This is a genomic window from Paenibacillus sp. R-74696 (assembly GCF_055814915.1).
In genome coordinates this window covers 76,390-97,326 of record NZ_JBPULM010000025.1, presented here as the reverse complement: position 1 = coordinate 97,326, position 20,937 = coordinate 76,390, and the positions used below count along the sequence as shown (strand labels likewise).

General features: G+C 51.6%; 18 protein-coding genes. 17 read left to right on the top strand and 1 reads right to left on the bottom strand.

The window, feature by feature from the left end:
• The first annotated feature begins 126 nt into the window (after positions 1–126).
• The 13 genes from purM (at position 127) to ACSR9A_RS07795 (ending at position 15,407) form a co-directional block, all read left to right on the top strand.
• Positions 127–1,170, top strand: coding sequence for a phosphoribosylformylglycinamidine cyclo-ligase (gene purM / locus ACSR9A_RS07855; RefSeq protein WP_473756802.1), 1,044 nt, complete (start codon positions 127–129; stop codon positions 1,168–1,170).
• Complete coding sequence (purN, locus tag ACSR9A_RS07850; RefSeq protein ID WP_473756533.1) at positions 1,170–1,796, top strand: phosphoribosylglycinamide formyltransferase; 627 nt, start codon at positions 1,170–1,172, stop codon at positions 1,794–1,796. Before purM ends, purN begins: the two co-directional genes overlap by 1 nt.
• Before the next feature lie 69 nt (positions 1,797–1,865).
• Positions 1,866–3,416, top strand: coding sequence for a bifunctional phosphoribosylaminoimidazolecarboxamide formyltransferase/IMP cyclohydrolase (gene purH / locus ACSR9A_RS07845; RefSeq protein WP_473756532.1), 1,551 nt, complete (start codon positions 1,866–1,868; stop codon positions 3,414–3,416).
• Positions 3,417–3,431: 15 nt separating this feature from the next.
• A complete protein-coding gene (gene purD, locus ACSR9A_RS07840) occupies positions 3,432–4,697 on the top strand; it encodes a phosphoribosylamine--glycine ligase (protein ID WP_473756531.1) in 1,266 nt (421 codons plus the stop codon).
• Positions 4,698–5,544: 847 nt separating this feature from the next.
• Positions 5,545–6,636 carry a polysaccharide deacetylase family protein gene (locus tag ACSR9A_RS07835; RefSeq protein ID WP_473756530.1) on the top strand — a complete coding sequence of 364 codons (1,092 nt, stop codon included), beginning with the start codon at positions 5,545–5,547 and terminating at the stop codon, positions 6,634–6,636.
• Between the two features lie 43 nt (positions 6,637–6,679).
• Complete coding sequence (locus tag ACSR9A_RS07830) at positions 6,680–8,098, top strand: FG-GAP repeat domain-containing protein (protein ID WP_473756529.1); 1,419 nt, start codon at positions 6,680–6,682, stop codon at positions 8,096–8,098.
• Between the two features lie 20 nt (positions 8,099–8,118).
• Positions 8,119–8,880, top strand: coding sequence for a response regulator transcription factor (locus ACSR9A_RS07825; RefSeq protein WP_473756801.1), 762 nt, complete (start codon positions 8,119–8,121; stop codon positions 8,878–8,880).
• Positions 8,877–10,286 (top strand): sensor histidine kinase, encoded by a 1,410-nt coding sequence (locus ACSR9A_RS07820; protein WP_473756528.1) that lies wholly within the window; start codon positions 8,877–8,879, stop codon positions 10,284–10,286. The genes ACSR9A_RS07825 and ACSR9A_RS07820 overlap by 4 nt, the downstream gene beginning before the upstream one ends.
• A 361-nt stretch (positions 10,287–10,647) precedes the next feature.
• Positions 10,648–11,229: a thioredoxin family protein gene (locus tag ACSR9A_RS07815; protein WP_473756527.1), complete on the top strand. Its 582-nt coding sequence runs from the start codon at positions 10,648–10,650 to the stop codon at positions 11,227–11,229.
• A gap of 116 nt (positions 11,230–11,345) precedes the next feature.
• Entirely contained in the window at positions 11,346–12,167 is an 822-nt protein-coding gene (locus ACSR9A_RS07810) for an alpha/beta hydrolase (protein WP_473756525.1), read from the top strand.
• A gap of 257 nt (positions 12,168–12,424) precedes the next feature.
• Positions 12,425–13,483 (top strand): DUF3048 domain-containing protein, encoded by a 1,059-nt coding sequence (locus tag ACSR9A_RS07805; protein ID WP_473756523.1) that lies wholly within the window; start codon positions 12,425–12,427, stop codon positions 13,481–13,483.
• 292 nt (positions 13,484–13,775) lie between these two features.
• Positions 13,776–14,387, top strand: a complete 612-nt coding sequence (locus ACSR9A_RS07800) for a DUF47 domain-containing protein (RefSeq protein ID WP_341281104.1) — start codon at positions 13,776–13,778, stop codon at positions 14,385–14,387.
• Positions 14,388–14,411: 24 nt separating this feature from the next.
• Positions 14,412–15,407 (top strand): inorganic phosphate transporter, encoded by a 996-nt coding sequence (locus ACSR9A_RS07795; RefSeq protein WP_341281105.1) that lies wholly within the window; start codon positions 14,412–14,414, stop codon positions 15,405–15,407.
• Positions 15,408–15,607: 200 nt separating this feature from the next.
• Here the strand turns inward: ACSR9A_RS07795 and ACSR9A_RS07790 are convergent, their stop codons facing one another.
• On the bottom strand, positions 15,608–16,177 hold the full coding sequence (locus tag ACSR9A_RS07790) for a tyrosine protein kinase (protein ID WP_473756521.1): 570 nt from the start codon (positions 16,175–16,177) through the stop codon (positions 15,608–15,610).
• A 341-nt stretch (positions 16,178–16,518) separates the two neighbouring features.
• Here ACSR9A_RS07790 and ACSR9A_RS07785 point away from each other — a divergent pair, with 341 nt between their 5' ends.
• From ACSR9A_RS07785 to rlmD, 4 genes are all read left to right on the top strand, one after another.
• A complete protein-coding gene (locus ACSR9A_RS07785) occupies positions 16,519–16,809 on the top strand; it encodes a YerC/YecD family TrpR-related protein (RefSeq protein WP_046231556.1) in 291 nt (96 codons plus the stop codon).
• Positions 16,810–16,822: 13 nt separating this feature from the next.
• Positions 16,823–17,617: a sirohydrochlorin chelatase gene (locus tag ACSR9A_RS07780; protein WP_473756519.1), complete on the top strand. Its 795-nt coding sequence runs from the start codon at positions 16,823–16,825 to the stop codon at positions 17,615–17,617.
• 354 nt (positions 17,618–17,971) lie between these two features.
• A complete protein-coding gene (locus tag ACSR9A_RS07775; protein WP_099517062.1) occupies positions 17,972–18,889 on the top strand; it encodes a diacylglycerol kinase in 918 nt (305 codons plus the stop codon).
• 152 nt (positions 18,890–19,041) lie between these two features.
• Positions 19,042–20,577 carry a 23S rRNA (uracil(1939)-C(5))-methyltransferase RlmD gene (rlmD, locus tag ACSR9A_RS07770; protein WP_473756518.1) on the top strand — a complete coding sequence of 512 codons (1,536 nt, stop codon included), beginning with the start codon at positions 19,042–19,044 and terminating at the stop codon, positions 20,575–20,577.
• The last annotated feature ends 360 nt before the right edge of the window (positions 20,578–20,937 follow it).

The window sequence follows — 20,937 nt, the reverse complement described above, 5'->3', positions numbered from 1 at the left end:
ACTTTAGCAGTCTGGCTGCAGCATGAAGCTGTAATAGTGCAATTTAGAACTAATAGTGCTGCCTGCCACTTGCGCGCCTGATTCAGGCGTGCCAGCTTGGCGGCTACGATAAAGGGGTTGAACGATGTGGCAGAAGCGTATAAAAAAGCTGGCGTCGATATAGCGGCTGGCAACGAAGCGGTCGAAAGAATGAAGAAGCATGTCAAGAAGACGTTCCGTCCTGAGGTGCTGACAGATCTTGGCGGCTTTGGCGGCCTGTTCGGCCTAAACAAGGATAAATATGACGAGCCGGTGCTCGTATCGGGTACAGACGGCGTTGGCACGAAGCTGAAGCTGGCTTTTGCAATGGACAAGCATGACACGATCGGTATCGATGCGGTTGCCATGTGTGTCAATGACATCATTGTACAAGGCGCTGAGCCTTTGTTCTTCCTCGATTACCTCGCTTGCGGCAAAGTCGTGCCTGAGAAAATCGAAGCGGTCGTTAAAGGCATCGCAGATGGCTGCGTACAGGCAGGCTGCGCGCTAATTGGCGGCGAGACAGCGGAAATGCCAGGCATGTACCAAGGCGACGAATACGATATCGCGGGCTTTACGGTCGGCGTTGTCGATAAGAAAAAAATCATCGATGGCACGACCATTGCGCCCGGAGACGCAGTGATTGGACTTGCGTCAAGCGGCATTCACAGCAATGGCTATTCGCTCGTTCGCAGATTGCTTCTGGAAGAGAGCGGCTATGCGCTGGATCAGGAGCTGGCAGAGCTTGATGGCGCGAAGCTTGGCGATGTATTGATCGAGCCAACGCGCATTTATGTGAAATCGGCGCTTAAGCTGATTGAGCAAGTGAAGGTGAAAGGCATGGCGCATATTACAGGCGGCGGCTTCATCGAGAACATTCCGCGCGTATTGCCGGAAGGCGTGAACGTGAATGTGGAATACGGCTCTTGGCCGATCCACAACATTTTTGGCCTCATGCAGGATAAAGGTTCGATTACGAATCGTGATATGTTCACGACGTTTAATATGGGTATTGGCCTCGTAGTCGTTGTACCGGCTGATGAAGCGGAAGAAGCGCTTCGCGTAGCAAGTGGGCTTGGCGAGAAAGCTTACCGCATTGGAACAGTAACGGAAGGCAGCCGCATCGTCACGTTTACAGGAGCGACGGTGTAATGGCAGCGAAGCGTATAGCCGTATTTGCATCAGGTCAAGGCACCAATTTTCAAGCCTTGGCCGATGCGGCATGGCAGGGGGAGCTCGATGCAACTATCGAGCTTCTTGTTTGTGATAAGCCGTCTGCTCCGGTTATCGAGCGGGCGCGTAAGGCTGGCGTAGAAACGTTTATTTTTAAGCCGAAGGACTATCCGTCCCGCGAAGCGCATGACAGCGTGATTTTGGCGGAGCTTGAGCGCCGCGGCATTGAGCTGATTGTATTGGCTGGCTATATGCGCATCATTACACCGGTGCTGGTGGAGCCTTTCTATGGGCGGATGATCAATGTCCATCCTTCACTGCTGCCAGCGTTTCCCGGCATTAATGCGATTCGCCAGGCGCTTGACTACGGCGTGAAGCTGACGGGCGTTACCGTGCATTATGTGGACGGCGGACTCGACAGCGGCCCGATTATTGCCCAGCAGGCAGTCGGGATTGCGGACGGCGAGACGGAGGATGAGCTTGCGGTACGCATCCATGCGGCGGAGCAGCAGCTGCTTCCGCAGGTCGTGCGGCAAATTGCTGGCGGACGGGTACAGCTGGACGGACGTTTGGTGCAGATTAATGTGAGCAAGCAAGCTGAGTGATCGGGCATTCATAACGATAAAGCGGTTAGAGCGTAACAGGGTTAAGACAAATAAGGAGGGCTTTGTGGAATGGCTATTCGTAGAGCATTAATCAGCGTATCCGATAAGACGGGTATTGTGGAGTTTTCGCGTGAGCTGGCAAGCCAAGGCGTGGAAATTATTTCGACAGGCGGAACGTTCAGCTTACTGGAAAAAGAGGGCATTCCGGTCATCGGCATTTCCGATGTAACGGGCTTCCCGGAAATTTTGGATGGACGCGTCAAAACGCTGCACCCTGCTGTACATAGCGGCCTGCTCGCTGTGCGCGACGATGAAGAGCACCAGAAGGTGATGGAAGAGCTGGGCCTCAGCTACATCGACCTCGTTGTCGTCAATCTGTATCCGTTCAAGCAGACGATTGCTAAGCCGGATGTAGAGTATGCGGATGCGATTGAAAACATCGATATCGGCGGTCCAACGATGCTGCGCTCTGCTGCGAAAAACCATGCATTCGTTACCGTTGTCGTAGACGCTGCGGATTACGCGGCTGTGCTGGAAGAAGTAAAAGCGGGCGGCGACACGACGCTTGAAACACGCAAGCGCTTGACGGCGAAAGTATTCCGTCATACAGCAGCTTACGATACACTGATTGCTGAATATTTGTCCAAGCAGACAGGCGAAGAGCTTCCAGAAAGCTACACCGTTACTTATGAAAAAGTACAGGATCTCCGCTACGGCGAGAACCCGCATCAGAAGGCTGCTTTCTACAGCAAGCCGCTTGCTTCGACAGGCAACATTACGACAGCTGAGCAATTGCACGGCAAAGAGCTGTCCTACAATAATATTAATGATGCAAACGCAGCGCTTGCGATTGTTAAGGAATTTGATGAGCCAGCGGTTGTTGCCGTTAAGCATATGAATCCTTGCGGCGTAGGTACGGGCACTGACATTCATGAAGCGTATCAAAAAGCGTATGCGGCTGATCCGACCTCGATCTTTGGCGGCATCGTTGCGGCGAACCGCGTAATTGGCGCAGACACAGCTGAGCTGCTTGGCCAAATTTTCCTTGAAATTATTATTGCGCCGGACTTTACGCCGGAAGCGCTGGATATTTTGACGAAAAAGAAAAACATTCGCCTTATGAAGCTCGGCGAGCTTTCCGTTGCTGCGGCTGACCGCAAGCCTGAGCTGCTCGTGACGACGGTTGACGGCGGCATGCTCGTACAGGAAAGCGATGTTCGCAGCCTGACGGAAGCAGACCTGCAATTCGTAACTGACCGCAAGCCGACTGAAGAAGAGCTGAAGCAATTGTTGTTTGGCTGGAAAGTCGTGAAGCATGTGAAATCGAATGCGATTTTGCTGGCGAAAAATAATATGACGATTGGCGTAGGCGCAGGCCAAATGAATCGTGTAGGCGCTGCTCGCATTGCAATCGAGCAGGCTGGTGCGCAGTCCGCTGGCGCTGTACTGGCATCGGATGCCTTTTTCCCAATGGGCGATACGGTTGAGCTGGCAGCTAAAGCTGGCATTACGGCGATTATCCAAACGGGCGGCTCCATTAAGGATGCCGAATCGATTGCCGCAGCAAATGCTAACAACATTGCCATGGTACTGACTGGCGTTCGTCATTTCAAGCATTAAGAGGGAGCTGACAAGATGCGAATTTTAGTAGTAGGCGGCGGCGGCCGCGAGCATGCGATCGTATGGGCGCTGAAAAAAAGCGAGAAGGTCCGCAGCATCTATTGTGCGCCGGGCAATGCAGGCATCGCGCAGCTGGCAGAATGCGTGCCGCTGGCTGTCAATCAATTTGACGAGCTAGTCGAGTTCGCTAAAGATGCGGCTATCGATCTCGTATTCATCGGTCCGGATGATCCGCTGGCGGATGGCATCGTTGATGCGTTCGAAGCGCATCAAATTCCGGTATATGGTCCGAATAAAGCGGCAGCGGAAATTGAAGGCAGCAAAATTTTCATGAAAAATTTGCTCAAGAAATATAATATTCCAACGGCTAAATATGAGACGTTTACCGAATATGAGGCGGCTTCCGCTTATTTGCAGGCACAGCAGACGCCTATCGTCATTAAAGCGGATGGACTTGCGGCAGGCAAGGGCGTAACCGTGGCCTTTACGATGGAAGAAGCACAGCAGGCGCTGAAAGAAGCGATGCTGGATAAAGTGTTTGGCGATGCGGGCAACCAAATCGTAATTGAGGAGTTTTTGGAAGGACAGGAAATGTCCATCCTTGCTTTCGTAGATGGAGAGACGGTGCGGGCGATGGTGCCAGCACAGGATCACAAGCCGATTTTCGACGGCGATAAAGGTCCGAATACGGGCGGTATGGGCACGTATACGCCGCTGCCGCATATTGATCAGGCGATTATCGACGAGTCGATTGCGAATATTATTATTCCAACGGCGAAAGCAATGGTAAGCGAAGGTCGCCCGTTCCGCGGCGTATTGTTCGCGGGTCTGATGATTACGAAGGATGGCCCGAAAACGATTGAGTTTAATGCACGTATGGGTGATCCGGAAACGCAGGTTGTGCTTCCACGTCTGGAAACCGATCTTGTCGACATCGTATTGGCTTCGTTGAATGGCAGATTGGAGCAGCTGGATATTACTTGGAGCGATGAAGCAGCGGTTTGCGTCATTATGGCTTCCGAGGGTTATCCAGCCTCGTATCCGAAGGGCCGCGTCATTGAAGGGCTGGCGAAAGCCGAAGCGCAAGGCGCGCTAGTGTTCCATGCGGGAACAGCTGAGAAGGACGGCCAGTTCGTAACAAGTGGCGGACGTGTGCTAGGTGTTGTCGGTCGCGGCCGTGACATCGCGGAGGCACGTGCTCGTGCTTATGATGCGGTAGGCGTTATTCATTTCGATGGCATGCAGAGCCGATCGGATATTGCGGCGAAGGCACTGGTTTAACGATTATTTTCAAATGAAGTCATTCATATATGAGTATGAGTAAAGTCTACACAGCTTGAAGCCGCCTATGTGCGGCTTTTTTTAATTCAATTAGGGTTCTACTAGGATATGAATGCAAAGCGGAGTCGGCTTTCAGCTCTTTGCTTAGCGTTTATTCTAGGGTGATTTTCTCCGCCGAATTCAAGGCTTATAGAACCCCATTATACGAATGTTGCTGAGTCCTCTGTGGGTATAAGCACTGTTTCAGAGACTGCTATGGCTGAGGTCATCAGCTGGGAAGCTCACTGTTTTTTTGAAGGACTGAGGTTCCGCTATTCTGGCTTTTACCCTGATTTGAGGCCGCACGCGGACAGGAACGCCGTTATTGCCTTCATTATCCCGTCAAAATGGCGATTGACCGCACATTAGCGGCTCCTGAGTCCGCCGCCTTGCCCAAACCCGTGATTTGGTTGAAATAGCGGCTGCTGTGTCCGCCAAGTCTAACTTTGTTCAAGGGGTCAGACCCCAAAACCAAGAGCATGACGCTGGCTTAATCAGTAACTGAATCGATTTCGATCGATTTCGTTTGCATACCATGCCCTAGTAACACAAGAGCCGAAGTCGTTCCATTTTTTAATCGTATAGTGCTGTTTGCTATGAAAGCAGCGGGGGGCAGCTAATATAAGCTTGTTTGATCATTAAAGTTTCATAGGAACCATATTACTATATTCTGGTATATAACAATAGCGCGTAATAGTGAGGATTTCTGCTGTCAAATGCGGGCGAATGGTGTAACTAATTTGTAACGCACTACGTCTATGAATGCGATAAGATAAATCTATCAGCAGGGAATAGAAGGGTGAATCGGATGAAGTATAACACACGAACTAGAGTTAGCAGCATGAAGACGCGCAAAAGAACAAAACAAAAACTAGCAGTAGCAAGCTTTCTACTTGTGGCACTAGCCTTATGGCTTGGTGGCTGCGGGACTAAGGCTTCTTCGAGCCTTGAGGTGCTTATGCCAGGCAAAGAGGGAAGCGCAAACATCCAGCAGGGAGCTTCATCCGAGGACACTATCCATATTAACCATCCGACGTTGGCGGAAGGGACTAACAGCGGTACGGACACGGCAAGTCACCCAGCGAGCACCGATGCTTCCCATTCCCCTCAGAAAGGAACGGATGCTGCATCCGGCACAAACGGTGGAACTGGCGGAAAAACACAAGGCGGAGGTTCCAAAATAGGAACGAGCGTAACGAACAGCACTTATACAAATAAACCTTCAAGCACACCTGCAAGCTCACCAACACCAACAAGCAAGCCGTCTCCCACAGCAACGCCTTCGGCGTCTCCGCAAGGGGAGAAGGGAACGAGCAAGCCGGATAAGGAGCAGAAGCTTGTCGCGTTAACCTTTGATGATGGACCGGATAGCCGTTATACACCAGCAATTTTGGATATCCTGAAAAAGAAGGGCGTTAAAGCGACTTTCTTCGTAGTCGGCGTTCAGGTGAAGAAGGACCCGGATGTGCTTCAGCGCATCGTGGACGAAGGCCATGAGATCGGCAATCATACGACCCATCATAAAGATTTGACGAAGCTGACCAAGAGCCAAATTTGGGAAGAAATCACCACAACGGATAAGCTGATTAAAGATGCAGTCGGCTTTACTCCAAACCTGGTGCGTGCACCATATGGAGCGGTGAACAGCACGGTTAAGCAGCTAATGAAGGAAAAAGGAAGAGAATTGGTAAGCTGGAATGTGGATACCCGTGACTGGGCGGGAACGTCTGTAGCTGTGATGAAGCAGAACATTAGCGAGCATACGAAGCCGGGTGGTATAATATTGATGCATTCTTTTGGAGGCAAAGGTATTAAAAACACGGTGGACATGCTGCCAGACGTCATTGATAGCTTGCATAAGAAGGGCTATACGTTCGTCACGATTGACGAAATGCCTTGATTCCGGTCTGCTTTCGAACCGTAAGCTAAGGGGGCTTAAGCGATTGTTTATATCAAAAATAAGCGGGGCGCTGCTTGCAGCCGCCTTGCTTTGTTTATTAGCAACCGGCTGCCGCTATACAGCGGCTCCTGCGGATTTGCTTGAAAAGCCTACTATCGCCTCGGACAAGCAGGCGCTCGTTCAGGCTGTGCAGAAAGCTTTGCCGCCGCATGCGCAGCTGGCGCTTCCGATGCGCGATGACAAGCTTGGCGCCGTGCGACTGCTCGATGTAGATGGCGACGGTGTAGACGAGGCGCTCGTTTCTTTTAACAATGAGTACAGCTCTCCTGAGCTGATGCTGCTCCGGTATCGGGGCAACACCTGGAAGCCCTATTATACGATTCAGCAGCCTTTATCGATGCGAATGGACTGGATGAAGGTAAGCGACTTTGACAAGGACGGCAAGCTGGATCTGGCAGTCGGCTGGATTGGCTCCTATGATGGCTCCAATATGGTCGAGCTGTATTCGCTTGGCAAAACGCCAGTACGCAATGAGGAAGGAAAGCTTGTGCTTGAGCCGGAGGATTCCCTGCCTTATTTGTATGCGGAAGCGGGCGATCTGAACGGAGATGGCAAGCTGGAGCTGGCGGTCGTCACGGGGGATTGGGCGAATCAGGAGGTACAGCTGCCGAACTATAAGCTGACGGTATATGAATGGACAAAGGGCAAGTTTCATGCGCTGCAGCAGCTTGATCTTAGCAATGATGTCATTAACTACGACCGGCTGTTGATTGGCAAAGTTTCCGAGCGGCAGACAGGTGTCGTATTGGAGGCTGCGGTAGGCGCCCATTCGATGTATACGTTTATGTATGTATGGGACAAAGGCAAGCTGCGGCCGGTTGCGTTATCCGAGCAGGGCGAGTATGAAAATGCGCTCGTGTCAGGAACGCCGACGCAGAATGAGGATATTAACGGCGATGGCATAATCGAGCTATCTCGGCCCAAAGAGCCCGCAGGCTATCCGGATCTGCCTTATGCCGGAATGCTCTGGGTTAATGAGTGGCTGCAGTGGGATGGCGATAAGGCGTTCAAGCTGGTCAAGGAAGAGTATTCAAATTACAGCTACCAGATCAGCTTTACGATTCCGGATCAGTGGAAGGGCCGCTATACGCTGAGAAGCCCGGACGTCCATCAGGAATATGGCATTGTCACCTTTGAATATTGGAATGAAGAAACCGGCTACAAGTCTGAGCTGGGCACGTTATATGCTGTTCCAGCAACCAAGTGGGGCAGTATTCAGGAAGAGTGGAAGGAGTCAGACCGCGCTTACAATGTCGTGCTCAACTATGCGGGCTTGGTGTACATTTATGCGCAGCAGCTTGCTCCTCCAGAGACGATGGAGATCAGTGATCGCCAGCCGTTTTATGCGATGCAGCTGAGCAAGGAGCAACTGCCGGAATTGCTTGTGCCGAGGCCGGACTAATGGAAAAAGTGGGTGGACCTATGCGTATTTTGCTGCTGGAAGATGAAGAAGCGATTCGCGGCTTTGTCCGCATTAATTTAAAACGCAACGAGATGGAAGTGACGGAAGCAGGCGACGGTGAAACGGCGCTCGCTCTGGCTGATTCGGAGGGGCCGTTCGATATTGCGCTGCTTGATGTTATGCTGCCGACAATTAGCGGCTTTGAAGTATGCGAGCAGCTGCGCAGCAAATTTCCGAGCATGGGCATTATTATGCTGACTGCGAAGTCGCAGGAAGAGGATAAAATTCACGGGCTGGAGCTTGGCGCCGACGATTATGTGCAGAAGCCGTTCAGCCCCGGCGAGCTGATTGCCCGAATCAAGTCGCTCTACCGGAGAATGCAGCCGAGTGCTGCGCTGCTTCAGGCGGCGGCAGCCCAAGAGGCAACGGCTGGTCTTATGACGCAGGCTGCACAAGCAGCACAAGCGGATGATGAGCTGAAAATTGGGCCATTTCGCCTGTCGGTATCAGCGCGCAAGCTCTGGAAAAACGATGAGGAAATTATTTTGACCCCAACCGAATGGACGCTGGTGCGGCTTTTAATGGAGCGGGAAGGCAAAAGTGTCAGCCGCGATGATATTTTGAGCGAGGTTTGGGGCCGTTATTATGTGGGCGACCTTAAGGTTGTTGACGTTAACATTAGGCGGGTGCGCCAAAAAATCGAAGACAATTCCTCTGAGCCTGCTTTCATCGAAACGGTGTGGGGCTTCGGCTACCGCTGGAGAAGGGGCAGCAGCGGATGAACAGTCTCAAGACGAGAATCGTGTGGAGCTATTTGCTCCTGATTGCACTCGTTGTCGTCGTGCTCGGTGGACTTTTTGCCACGCTGATTACCAACTATTATTATGGCAGTGCACAAAGCTCGGTTAAACAGCGGGCTGTGTCAGCCCTTGCCACGCATAATCGGACGATGGCCTCCCTGAAAATGCATGATCAAGCTGATTATATGCTGCAATATATGGTGGAGGGCGATACGCGGCTCCAACTGCTTGATGTGTACGGAAAGGTGCGCATGGACTCGGACGGGCTGGTCGAAAATGTACAGTACAACACGCTGGACGTGCAGGCCGCGATGAACGGGCAGACGGACATTTGGCAGGGCAATGATCCTTATTATAAGGAGCGGGTTACTTCAATTACGATACCGGTCTGGAACGATACGCATGTGGTATCTCTGCTGCGTTATTCGGCCTCCATCAGTGCCGTGGATGATATGGTGAGCCAACTGCTGCGCATGTCAGCAGTTGTGGGGCTGGCTGTCATTTTGCTGTTCCTTGGGTTAAGCCTATGGCTGGCGCAGCGTATTGTACGCCCCATTCGCGAGCTGACGCGTGCAGCGAGGTATATGGCTGATGGCGATTGGACAAGGCGGGCGACGAAGCGAAGCAATGATGAAATTGGACAGCTGGCGGAAACGTTCAATACGATGGTCATAGAGCTGAATAATCGCGAGAAGCTCAAAAATGATTTTATCTCCTCCATTTCCCATGAGCTGCGAACGCCGCTTACGTCGATCAGAGGCTGGAGCGAGACGCTGAAGGAAGGCGATCCGGCCGACAATGAGGAAATGAAGCTGGGGCTGCAAATTATTAGCCATGAAACGCTGCGCCTGTCGGGGCTTGTAGAGGATTTGCTCGATTTCTCCAAGCTGTCGGCAGGAAGCATGGAGCTTCATGCCGAGCTGCTGGATCTCAACAGCCCGGTGAAAGAGACGGTCGCCCAGCTTGGTGTCCGGCAGGATCAGACAGGCGTAAAGCTGCTTGTGACGCTAGGCAAATCACCAGTGATGGTGTATGCAGATGCGAACCGCTTGAAGCAGGTCATCATTAATTTGATTGACAATGCGTTCAAGTTCACGCCAGCAGGCGGCACGATTCGAGTGTCGGTCTCCGTTACGCCTGACGAAGATTATGCGTTGCTGACCGTTGCCGATACCGGCTGCGGCATCGATCCCGAGGACATCCCCCATGTGACGGAGAAGTTCTATAAGGGGAATACAGGGCAGGGGGGAAGCGGGCTAGGGCTCGCGATCAGCAAGGAAATTACCGAGCTGCATGCTGGCGAGATGAAAATAGACAGCGAGCGTGGAGCTGGAACGGTAATTATGATTAAGCTGCCGATCAGCCATCAGGATAAACCAGCAACTTAACCTATATGTATGAAGGCAGATGAATGTATGGCATATGCGCAGAGGAACGGAATCAGCCGCCCAAGAGGGCGGCTAATTTTTATTGAACAGCAGATTGCGGTTGAAAAATACCCAGACGACAGCAACGACGACACCAAACGTAAGCATAACGGAAAGCCAGTGATCGGTAAGCCATACGATCCATGCAGGCATATAAGCTCTACTCCTTTCTTGGCGGCATCATAAGCAGCCTATATAAGTTGAATGATGATTTGCGGCTTTAATTAATATGTCCGAAGCACTCCCGGGCCATCAAAAAAAGCTTTGCCTAATTGTGGTATAATCGTAGGTGATGGTCATTTCATACTGGGAGGGATTTATAATGTCTTTCACTGTTCAGATTGGTCAGCAAGCACCAGATTTCACGCTTCCGGCGACGGATGGCAAGAGCTATTCGCTGCAGGATTTTGCCGAAGCGGACACGCTGGTTGTATTTTTCACCTGTAATCATTGTCCTTATGTCGTAGGATCGGACGAGCTCACGCGCAAGACTGCCATCAAGTTTAAGGAGAAGGGCGTTGCTTTCGTCGGCATTAATGCGAACAGCATTAATACGAAGCCCGATGATTCCTTCGAGCATATGGTGGAGCGAATGAATGAACTGAAGTTCCCTTGGACGTATTTGCGCGATGATACGCAGGAGGTAGCGAAGGCTTATGGGGCGCTGCGTACGCCGCATTTTTTTGTTTTTGATAAAGAGCGCAAGCTCGTTTATACGGGCCGGGGAGTTGACCAGCCGAGGGACGCAGGCAAAGTGACGGTTTATGATTTGGAGCGCGCACTTACCGAGCATACGCTGGGCAAGGAGGTTTCGGTGCCTTATACGAATCCGATTGGCTGCAATGTGAAGTGGGATGGACAGGATGAGCACTGGATGCCGGTTGAAGCTTGCGATCTTGTATAAAAAACGGATTGACAGCGGCATCTGCGGGTGCTATTATTGCTTTAACAAATTCAAAGTATTCGGGTAGGAATTAATATAATTAAGACGCTGTATGGAAACGGCAGGAGGTTTTGGACATGGAGAAGCATCTGGTATTGCGCCATGAAGGATTGGAGCTGGCAGCTACGCTGCATTATCCGACGGATGAGAAGAAGAACGACGACTGCAAACGGCAGGCGATCATTATTTGCCACGGATTTGTTGGCAGCCGCATCGGGGTGGACCGCTTGTTTGTGAAAGCAGCCCGCGCTCTTGCTGCCAAAGGCTCGTATGTGCTGCGCTTCGATTATGGCGGCTGTGGCGAGAGCAATGGCGATTATGGCTCGCTTGGCTTCGACAGCATGGTCGATCAGACGCGCACAGCACTTGATTACATCACGAGCATGGAATGCGTAGATCCGCGCAAGATTGTATTGCTCGGACATAGTCTGGGCGGAGCGGTCTCGATTATGACAGCCGTTAAGGATAAACGGGTCAAGCGCCTTCTTCTATGGTCGCCAGTTGCTTATCCCTTCAATGACATTGTCCGAATTGTCGGCAGGAAGGGCTATGATGAAGCGGTCCAATCTGGCAGTGTTGATTATTCCGGCTTTACGCTGAAGCCCGTCTTCTTCGACTCGCTGCTGGAGCATCAGCCTTTCCAGGCAGCTACGCGCTTCTCCGGCGACGTTCTGCTCGTCCATGGCACGAGCGATGAGCTTATACCGGTCGATTACAGCTTCCTTTATCAGAAGGTGTTCTGGACCCGCAGCGAGGGACTGTGCGACAAGGAAATTATTTTTCAAGCGTCGCATACGTATTCCAACCGCCAGCATCAGGAGGAAGCGATTCGCATCAGCTCTGAATGGCTGGAGGGTCTGGATAAGAAGCAGCAGGAATGGCATCATTGGAGCATCTAAACTGGAAAAAAGGGAGTGCCGCTTACGGCGGCATCCGGCTTTATGGCAGGACCTGTTACGCGGGACTCACGCGTGAGCAGGTCCTGTTTTTGCTTAATCTGTTACTCCTTCTATCATCCTGTGGTATAGTAGAAAGGTAGAAAAGGCAGCAAAGCTGCTTTTGCGAGCTTTTTGCTGCGTAAATTGTCATGTTATCTATCATGCTAGAGGATAGATTTGAAATTATAAGATTATTCGGATAAAGGCGGGTATCATTCATGAAATTGGGAAAAAGAATCGGTTTATCGTCCAGCATTCTGCTGCTGCTTGTACTGCTTGCAGCTTGTGCGGGAGGCAATAAAGGGGAAGCGGTTCCAACCGCATCACCAGAGCCAAGCGCTTTGCCAAGCCCTAGCGTGTCACCGGGGGCATTGCCGTATCAAGCACCACTAACGGGAGTTGGACGGCAGACAGAAGCCTTAGAGCGCCCGATTGCCGTCATGATCAACAACCTGAAGCCGGCTCGCCCGCAATCGGGATTGTCGAATGCCGACGTCGTGTGGGAGGTGCTTGCCGAAGGCGGCATTACGAGGCTCGTTGCGCTGTTCCAAAGCACGGACGCCTTGACCGATTCGATTGGCCCAATTCGCAGCATACGGCCTTATTTAATTAATATTGGCGAAAGCTACGGTGCTGTGCTTGCCCATGCGGGCGGCAGCAATGACGCATATGCGATTTTGCAGCAGCAGAAGAAGCCGTATTTGGATGAAATTTCGAATGCGGGCGCCTATTTCTGGCGGAGCAAGGAGCGCAAGGCGCCGCATAATCTGTATTCGGATCTGGAGAAGCTTCGTTCCGGAGCGGAGAAGAAAAATTACAAGCAGGATACAGCGGTGCCGGCCTATGTATTTGCCGAGAACGGCGCAGCGGAGGCGACGACGCCTGCGACGGCGGTCACGATTCATTTTACGCTGAAGGATTATAAGGTATCTTATGCCTATGATGAGGCGAGCAAGCTATATAAGCGTTCCATCAACGATGAAGCGCATATTGACCTCAACAATAATGAGCAGCTCACGGCAACTAATCTGGTTGTACTCGCTGCAAGCCATAAGACGCTGGACAATGAAGGCCGGCTCTCGGTCGATTTGCAAACGGGTGGAGATGCGATGCTGTTTCAGCAGGGCCGGATGACGGAGGCGTCATGGGTACGGGCGCCGGATCATATGATTCGGATCGTGAAGGATGGCAAGGAGCTGGCTCTGGTGCCGGGCAAAACCTTCTTCCACATTGTCCCGAATACAAAATCGATTGCCGATCATGTGATGTATGGGTAAAATAAGCGCGGTTCGGAAACACTTTTAGCAGGTGAAGAGTGCTTTCCGCGTCCGCAATAATAGCTAGTTATGACGCTGTCTCTTTAGGAGGCGGCGTTTTGTTTTGGAAGCGGAGGAAATGAACGGAGTGTCGGCATAGATTGAAAAAAAGAAATTTTTTTCATAAACGTTAATATTCCGTTAACAATTTTAAAGTAAACTGTGTTAAGATATTCTGGGCTTATCCACCAAAGGTCACCATAGGTCGACAAAATGCCCAAACAAAACATCCAGCCGGGTAAAGGGGATTACGATGTTCAAGAAAAAAGATATTTTCTTTAAAACGTTTGAAGAAATGGCCGATGCGCTCGTTGTTGCTGTTGAGTATTTCTCGAATGGTTTGTCGGATTTGTCCGATGTCTCTACTTTTGCCAAGACGATGAAGGAATACGAAAGCCAGTGCGACCAGTATGTGCACACGATTTTGAAGGAATTGAACAAAACGTTCATCACTCCGATTGAACGAGAAGATATTATGGCGCTGACAAGCTCGCTTGACGATGTGCTGGATGGAATTGAGGCTTGCGCTTCGCGTTTCGAAATGTACAACATCAAGGAGAAGGATGAGTACATTCAGCTGTTTGGCGACATTTTGCTGCGCTGCGCGCATCAGATCAAGAAAGCCATTTATTTGCTGACGCAGAAGAAGCTGCTGGCTATTCGTGAGCCGAACATTGCGCTCAATGAGCTGGAAAATCAAGCCGATGATCTGCTTCGCGTATGTATTACAAGCTTGTTTGCGAACGTAAGCGATCCGATTGAGCTAATGAAACGCAAGGAAATTTATGAAATGCTGGAGCAAACGACCGACTATTGCGAGGATGTAGCCAATACGCTGGAATCGATTATTATGCGCAATAGCTAACGCGGAAAGTGGGAGTCAACTCTAATGGATTCATATATTTTATGGACGGTTGTCATTCTGGCACTCGGTTTTGATTTTATTAACGGCTTCCATGATACCGCGAATGCGATTGCGACGTCGGTATCTACCCGTGCGCTCAAGCCTCGCGTAGCCATTATGATGGCTGCGGTGATGAACTTCCTCGGTGCGATTATGTTTACCGGGGTAGCCAAAACGATCGGAAGCGGCGTAGCGAATCCTGCTGATTTGCCGAATGGTGTCGAAGTCGTTATCGCTGCGCTCATATCGGCTATTATCTGGAACCTGGTTACGTGGTGGTTCGGAATTCCGTCCTCCTCGTCCCATGCGCTCATCGGCTCGCTGGCTGGTGCGGTTATTGCAGGTTCAGGAATGGGCGCGATTAATGCGTCGGGCTTTACGGATATTGTTAAAGCTCTCATTTTATCGCCGCTTATTGCTTTCTCGGCTGGTTTCATCATTATGTGGCTGCTCAAGCGGATTTTCGCCAAATCGAGCCCGCATCAGGTGAATAAAGGCTTCCGTTTCAGCCAAATCATAACGGCGGCCTTCCAATCGTTCTCGCATGGTACGAATGATGCGCAGAAGGCGATGGGAATTATCACGTTTGCGCTCGTTGCTGCGGGAGTTCAGGATAACTTGGATGTTCCGCTATGGGTTAAGCTGTCCGCTGCTCTGGCGATGGCGCTTGGTACGTCCGTCGGCGGCTACAAAATCATTAAAACGATGGGTACGAAGATTTTCAAAATCGAACCGATCAATGGCTTTGCTGCCGATGTAGGCTCGGCTGTCGTTATTTTGACGGCTACCGTGCTGCATTTGCCAGTAAGTACGACACATGTTATCACGTCTTCGATTCTAGGTGTAGGCAGCGCGAAGCGCTTCTCCAGCGTGAAATGGTCGATGGCGGGCCGAATCTTGGTCGCTTGGGTCATTACGATTCCGATCACGGTTCTGATGGCAATGGCTGTCTACTGGGCAATAGATTGGTTGTTCATTTAAGCTTGTATAGCGTTTTGAGGCCCGGTCCGTTAGTGGACGCGGGCTTTTTTGTTGCGCGGGGATGGGTGGATGGTGAAAAATAGAGCTTCTGCCAGCAAGGCTTGCTGCTGGCAGAAGGGAAGGAAAGCGCGCCGGTTACCGCGCTTTTGTTGCTGCGGAGGCAGGCCGAGTTTGCGGCGCTGCTCTCCGCTGCTTGGGGCTTAGCGCCGGCGTTTTCTCCTGCGTCTGCGGTTAGCGGGGCCTGTGGCTGAGCCGCTGCCGGATTTGCGGCGCCTGCGTTTAGGGACGAACTCTTCCACGTCATCGGTGGCGTCGTCCTCGGCCCCTTTTTTCCCAAAGGAGCCCATGATCACCTTCACAAGCGGAGCCATCTGGGATACGCTGCTCATGACCTTCTGAACCTTCGTCACGGTGGACAAAATCCCATCAATGCCGCCTATACGGTCGACGAAGCCTTTAATCTCTCCTAAATTCGCGAGCGAGAATGCGCCGCCTTTGGCAGGTGCTACGGATTCGGCAAGCTCGGCTGCGGTAGCTGGGACGATGGTTTGGGATTCCGGCTGTACGGCTTGAACCGATTGAAGCGGCGGCTGGAACTCTGGGATCGCATTTTCATTCAGTAAGCCGGATACGCTGGCCTTATGGTTAACGGCGGGGCTGAGCTGGCTCTGCCCTTGGCGGCTGCTGCGATGCTGGAATTGCTGCGGCTGCTGAGCATGCGGGTAGCGGGGATATTGGGGATAGCCGCCGGGATTATTGCGATAGTTCACGCTGATCACCCTTTTATTTTTTATAGTCGAAACGCCGTGCTACATGGTGGAATGCTCTGCCGGTGGGAGACGAGGTGCGTTGTGCAAAGCGGTCCTAGTGAAGCGCGGGCTCCTCCGCCAGAGCGGCGGTGAAGCGGTGTACACTTGGTATTAGTCTATGGCATAGGCAAACGTAAGGATTGGACGAATGTCACGGGTCCTGCAGAAAAATAACGGCAGATGCCCCCCGTTTTCTCTTCTGTTCTGTAAAGCGTGAATACGGTAATGCTTGAAAAAAACGGTTAAAAAAGCTACAATGTGAGCATTGGAAGTCCGGTTCGAAGACTAGAGGAGTGAAGAATATGCAGCTCAAAAAGCTGAACGATAAAGCAGTAGATCAATTGTTTGAGGCCATCCTAACTTTAAAATCCGTTGAGGAATGTTATGTGTTTTTTGATGATTTGTGCACGGTCAATGAAATTCAGTCGCTGTCGCAGCGTCTGGAAGTAGCGCGCATGCTCGGCAAGGGCAGCACGTACAATCAGATTGAAGCGGAGACAGGCGCGAGCACAGCTACAATCTCGCGGGTGAAGCGCTGTTTGAATTATGGCAACGACGGGTATAAAATGGCTTTAGAACGTTTAGGACGGTAGGTGCGTGAAAGCCATGAAAAAACCCGGTATTCTCGTTATAAGCCACGGCTCGCGCGATGCGCAGTGGGTGCGGCTTGTAGATGAAGCAGTAGGACGGGCAACAGAGACGATGCAGCGGGCCGAGGTGCCCGTGTATTCGTCTTTTCTTGAAATTGTAGAGGGCCGGCTCATTCAGGACGGCATTGACGAGCTGGAGGCACAGGGCGTAACCGAGCTGTATGTGCTTCCGCTGTTTATTTCATCAGGCAGTACGCATATCGATGAGATTGGACAGGCTTTTGGCTTTGCGCCGATCTCGGATTTTGAGGGCGATCTCGGCATTTTTCGGGTGAACGCGCATGTCCATATGGGGATGCCGATTAATGATGATCCCGAAATTGCGGAGCTGCTGCTGGAAAATTTAAAGCCGCTTAGCGCGGACCCGAGCCGCGAAGCGCTGCTATTAATTGGCCACGGCAGCAAGGAGCCGGTGTTCCATGAGCGCTGGCAGCAAGGCTTGGACGCGCTAGCTGGACGTATACGCGAGCTGGGCGGTTTCGCGCGCGCGGAAACGGCTATGCTGCTGCCTGATCAGGCTGCAGCGCGGTTGAAGGGCATGCAGGTGGAACGGCCGGAGGAAGCGGTTATCGTCGTGCCGCTATTTTTGAGCAATGGCTATTTCACGAATGAGGTCATTCCGGAGCGCTTGTCGGGACTTGACTATCGCTATAATGGAAGGCCAATGCTGCCTGATCCGGCGATTGAGCGCTGGTTGGTGCGGAATATGGTGGATTGGCTGGCGGGGCTGGAGCGGACCGAGGTCAAATGAAGTGAAGTGTAATGAAGTATAATGAATTGAATCGAATTAAAGTGAAGCGCAGTGAAATGAAGTGCATTGAAGTGCATTGAAGTGCATTGAAGTGCAGTGGATTGAATCGAAGTGGATTGGATTGAAATAAAGTGAAGTGCTTTGAAGTGAAGTGGTTTGAAGGGCGCAAAGATGGAGTGAAATTTACGGTTGGTAAATGAAATGAACACCCGGTAGGCGGGTAATCGTATAATAGTGGAACGTGGATTTTTGAAAGTTGAAGGTGGAAAGCAAGATACGAATCAAGCATGCGCGAAGGCGATAGGTAGGCCTGCCGACACATGAGAAATTGCAAATGGCTTGGAGGTCACGCTGATGTCAGCATATAAAAGAGCAAGATTGATCTATAATCCTTCTTCCGGCAGGGAAGAAATGAAGCGCAGGCTTCCAGATATTTTGCAGCGGCTGGAGCGCGGCGGTATTGAGACGAGCTGCCACGCAACGATAGGCGAGGGCGATGCGACGCTTGCGGCTGCCGAAGCCGCGGAGCGCGGCTATGATCTAATTATTGCGGCGGGCGGCGACGGAACGCTGTATGAGGTTATTAATGGGCTGGCGGAAAAGCCGAATTTGCCGCCGCTGGGCATTTTGCCGCTAGGGACGACGAATGATTTCGCGCGGGCGCTTGGCATTCCGAAACATTGGGAATATGCGGTTGATCTGATCATTCAGCAGTATACGCGTCCGATTGATGTCGGCAAGGCGAATGAGCGATATTTTATCAACATTGCCGGTGGCGGCTCGATGACGGAGCTGACGTATGATGTGCCGAGCAAGCTCAAGACGATGATTGGGCAGCTGGCGTATTATATGAAGGGCATGGAGAAAATGACGCGCCTCAGCCCGACCGAGCTGAAAATCCAGGCCGCAGGCGTTGGCGATTTTCATGAGGAATTTATGCTTTTTCTCATCTGCAACAGCAATTCGGTTGGCGGGTTTGAGAAGCTGGCTCCAGACTCGAAGCTCGACGATGGATTGTTTGACGTGATTTTGCTGCGTAAATGCAATTTGCCGGAGTTTATCCGCCTCGTGTCGCTCGCGCTGCGCGGGGAGCATATGAATGATCCGCATATTATCCATTTCCGCACGAATGAGATGAAGGTAACGACGCCAGACTACGTGCAGATCAATCTCGACGGCGAGTACGGCGGCAAGCTGCCGTTTACGTTCTCGGTGCTGCCCTCGCATTTGCGAATTTTTGCCGATGAGATGGGCGAGTCGACCTATCGGTAGTATAATGGATTTATGTGAGCGGAAGTGGATAGGATAGATCAGGGATTCGTGTATGATGGCGAGTCATTTTGTGAAAAAGAATAAGAGCAGAAAGTTGGCCGCTTAGCGGCCTGCTTGCGTTAATGGCGATATAGAGCGGAGCGGGTAGAGCAATGAACAGAAGGAATAACAGAGGTGGCGGCGGACGTGGGCGCAGCAATTCCCAGTCGAAGCCACCGGAAAATGTGCCGGTAAGCAAAAATGAAGAGGTCGTCCTCGATATTATCGGACTGACGCATGACGGGGAAGGGGTAGGCCGCGCGGAGGGCTATACCCTTTTTGTGCAGGGCGCACTCCCTGGTGAGCGCGTGCGCGCGAAGGTCATGAAGACGAAGAAGCAGTATGGCTATGCGCGCTTGCAAGAGCTGCTGGTCGCGAGCGATGATCGCGTCGAGCCGCCATGCGATATTTACAAGCAATGCGGCGGCTGCCAGCTTCAGCATATGGAATATGAAGCCCAGCTGAGCTGGAAACGCCAGCATGTAGTGGACAATCTGGTGCGGATCGGGAAGCTGAGTGTGGCTGGGGAAGCGGAGAAAGCACAGGCAGGTGGATCGGCGGAAAATAAAGCGGCGGAAGCAGCCGTTATTGTGCATCCGACCATTGGGATGGATGAGCCTTGGCGCTATCGGAATAAGGCGCAGGTACCGATTGGCATGATGACAGGCGGTCATGCTAATGACGGTGATGGTGCGGAGAGTAAGCTGATTGCTGGTTTTTATGCGCGGGGCAGCCATCGGATTATAGATATGGATGATTGCCTGATTCAGCATGACCGCAATGATGAAATCGTGCGGGCAGTGAAGGCGATTGGCCGCGAGCTAGGCGTAACTGGCTATGATGAGGAGAGCGGACGCGGCGTGCTGCGCCATGTAATGGCGCGTACGGGCTTTGTAACGGGCGAAATGATGGTCGTGCTCGTGACGAACGGACGCAAGCTGCCGCAGGCTGAGCGCTGGGTGGAGCGCATCCGTGAGGAGCTGCCAGGTGTGACGAGTATCGTTCAAAATGTGAATGAGCGGAACACGAATGTGATTTTTGGCGATGAGACGAAGGTGCTGTGGGGCAGCGATGTTATTTATGACGAGCTCGATGGTATTCGCTTCGCGATATCGGCGAGATCGTTTTATCAGGTGAACCCGCTGCAAACGGTGACCCTGTACCGCAAAGCGGTGGAGTATGCGGCGCTAACCGGGACGGAGTCCGTCATTGACGCTTATTGTGGGATCGGGACGATATCGCTGTTTCTGGCGCGGCAAGCCGGGCGCGTGTACGGCGTTGAGATCGTGCCGGAGGCGATTGAGGATGCGAAGCGTAATGCGGAGCTGAATGGTATTGGGAATGCGACGTTCGAGGCAGGGCCTGCCGAGGTCGTCATTCCGCGCTGGCGCGAGGAGGGCGGTATAGTGCCCGACGTCATCGTCGTCGATCCGCCGCGCAAAGGCTGCGATCCTGAACTGCTGGAGACGATTCTGGCAATGCAGCCGGAGAGAGTCGTGTATGTGAGCTGTAATCCGTCGACATTGGCGCGGGATTTGCGGGTGCTCGAAGATGGAGGATATCGGACGGTTGAGGTGCAGCCGGTGGATATGTTTCCGTGGACGACGCATGTGGAGTGCGTTGCTGTACTGGTGATGAGTACGGAATAGATTTGTTTCGATTGAAAGACCCTATTGAGTAAAATACTATTGAAAAATAATAAAGCTAAACGAAAATTTTTTCGATAATCTTGGGAGAGGGCGTTTTAGCTTTTTTCAATGTTTCTGGCTGAATCTAAGGAATAAATGAACAAAATAACAAGTGTGCTGATTTGGTAATTAACAATATAGCGTCACAATTGTTATAAACAATAATTGGTAAAGTATTTCTAGTCGAATACAAGATAAATAACGATAAACCAAGTACATTTATCTTATCTAATTCTGTCAGTCTAGCTATTGGTTTAAGTACTCTCTCAATAGAACAAATTTTATAGAATAGAGATTCATGCGCCAGATAAAGAAGGAGCC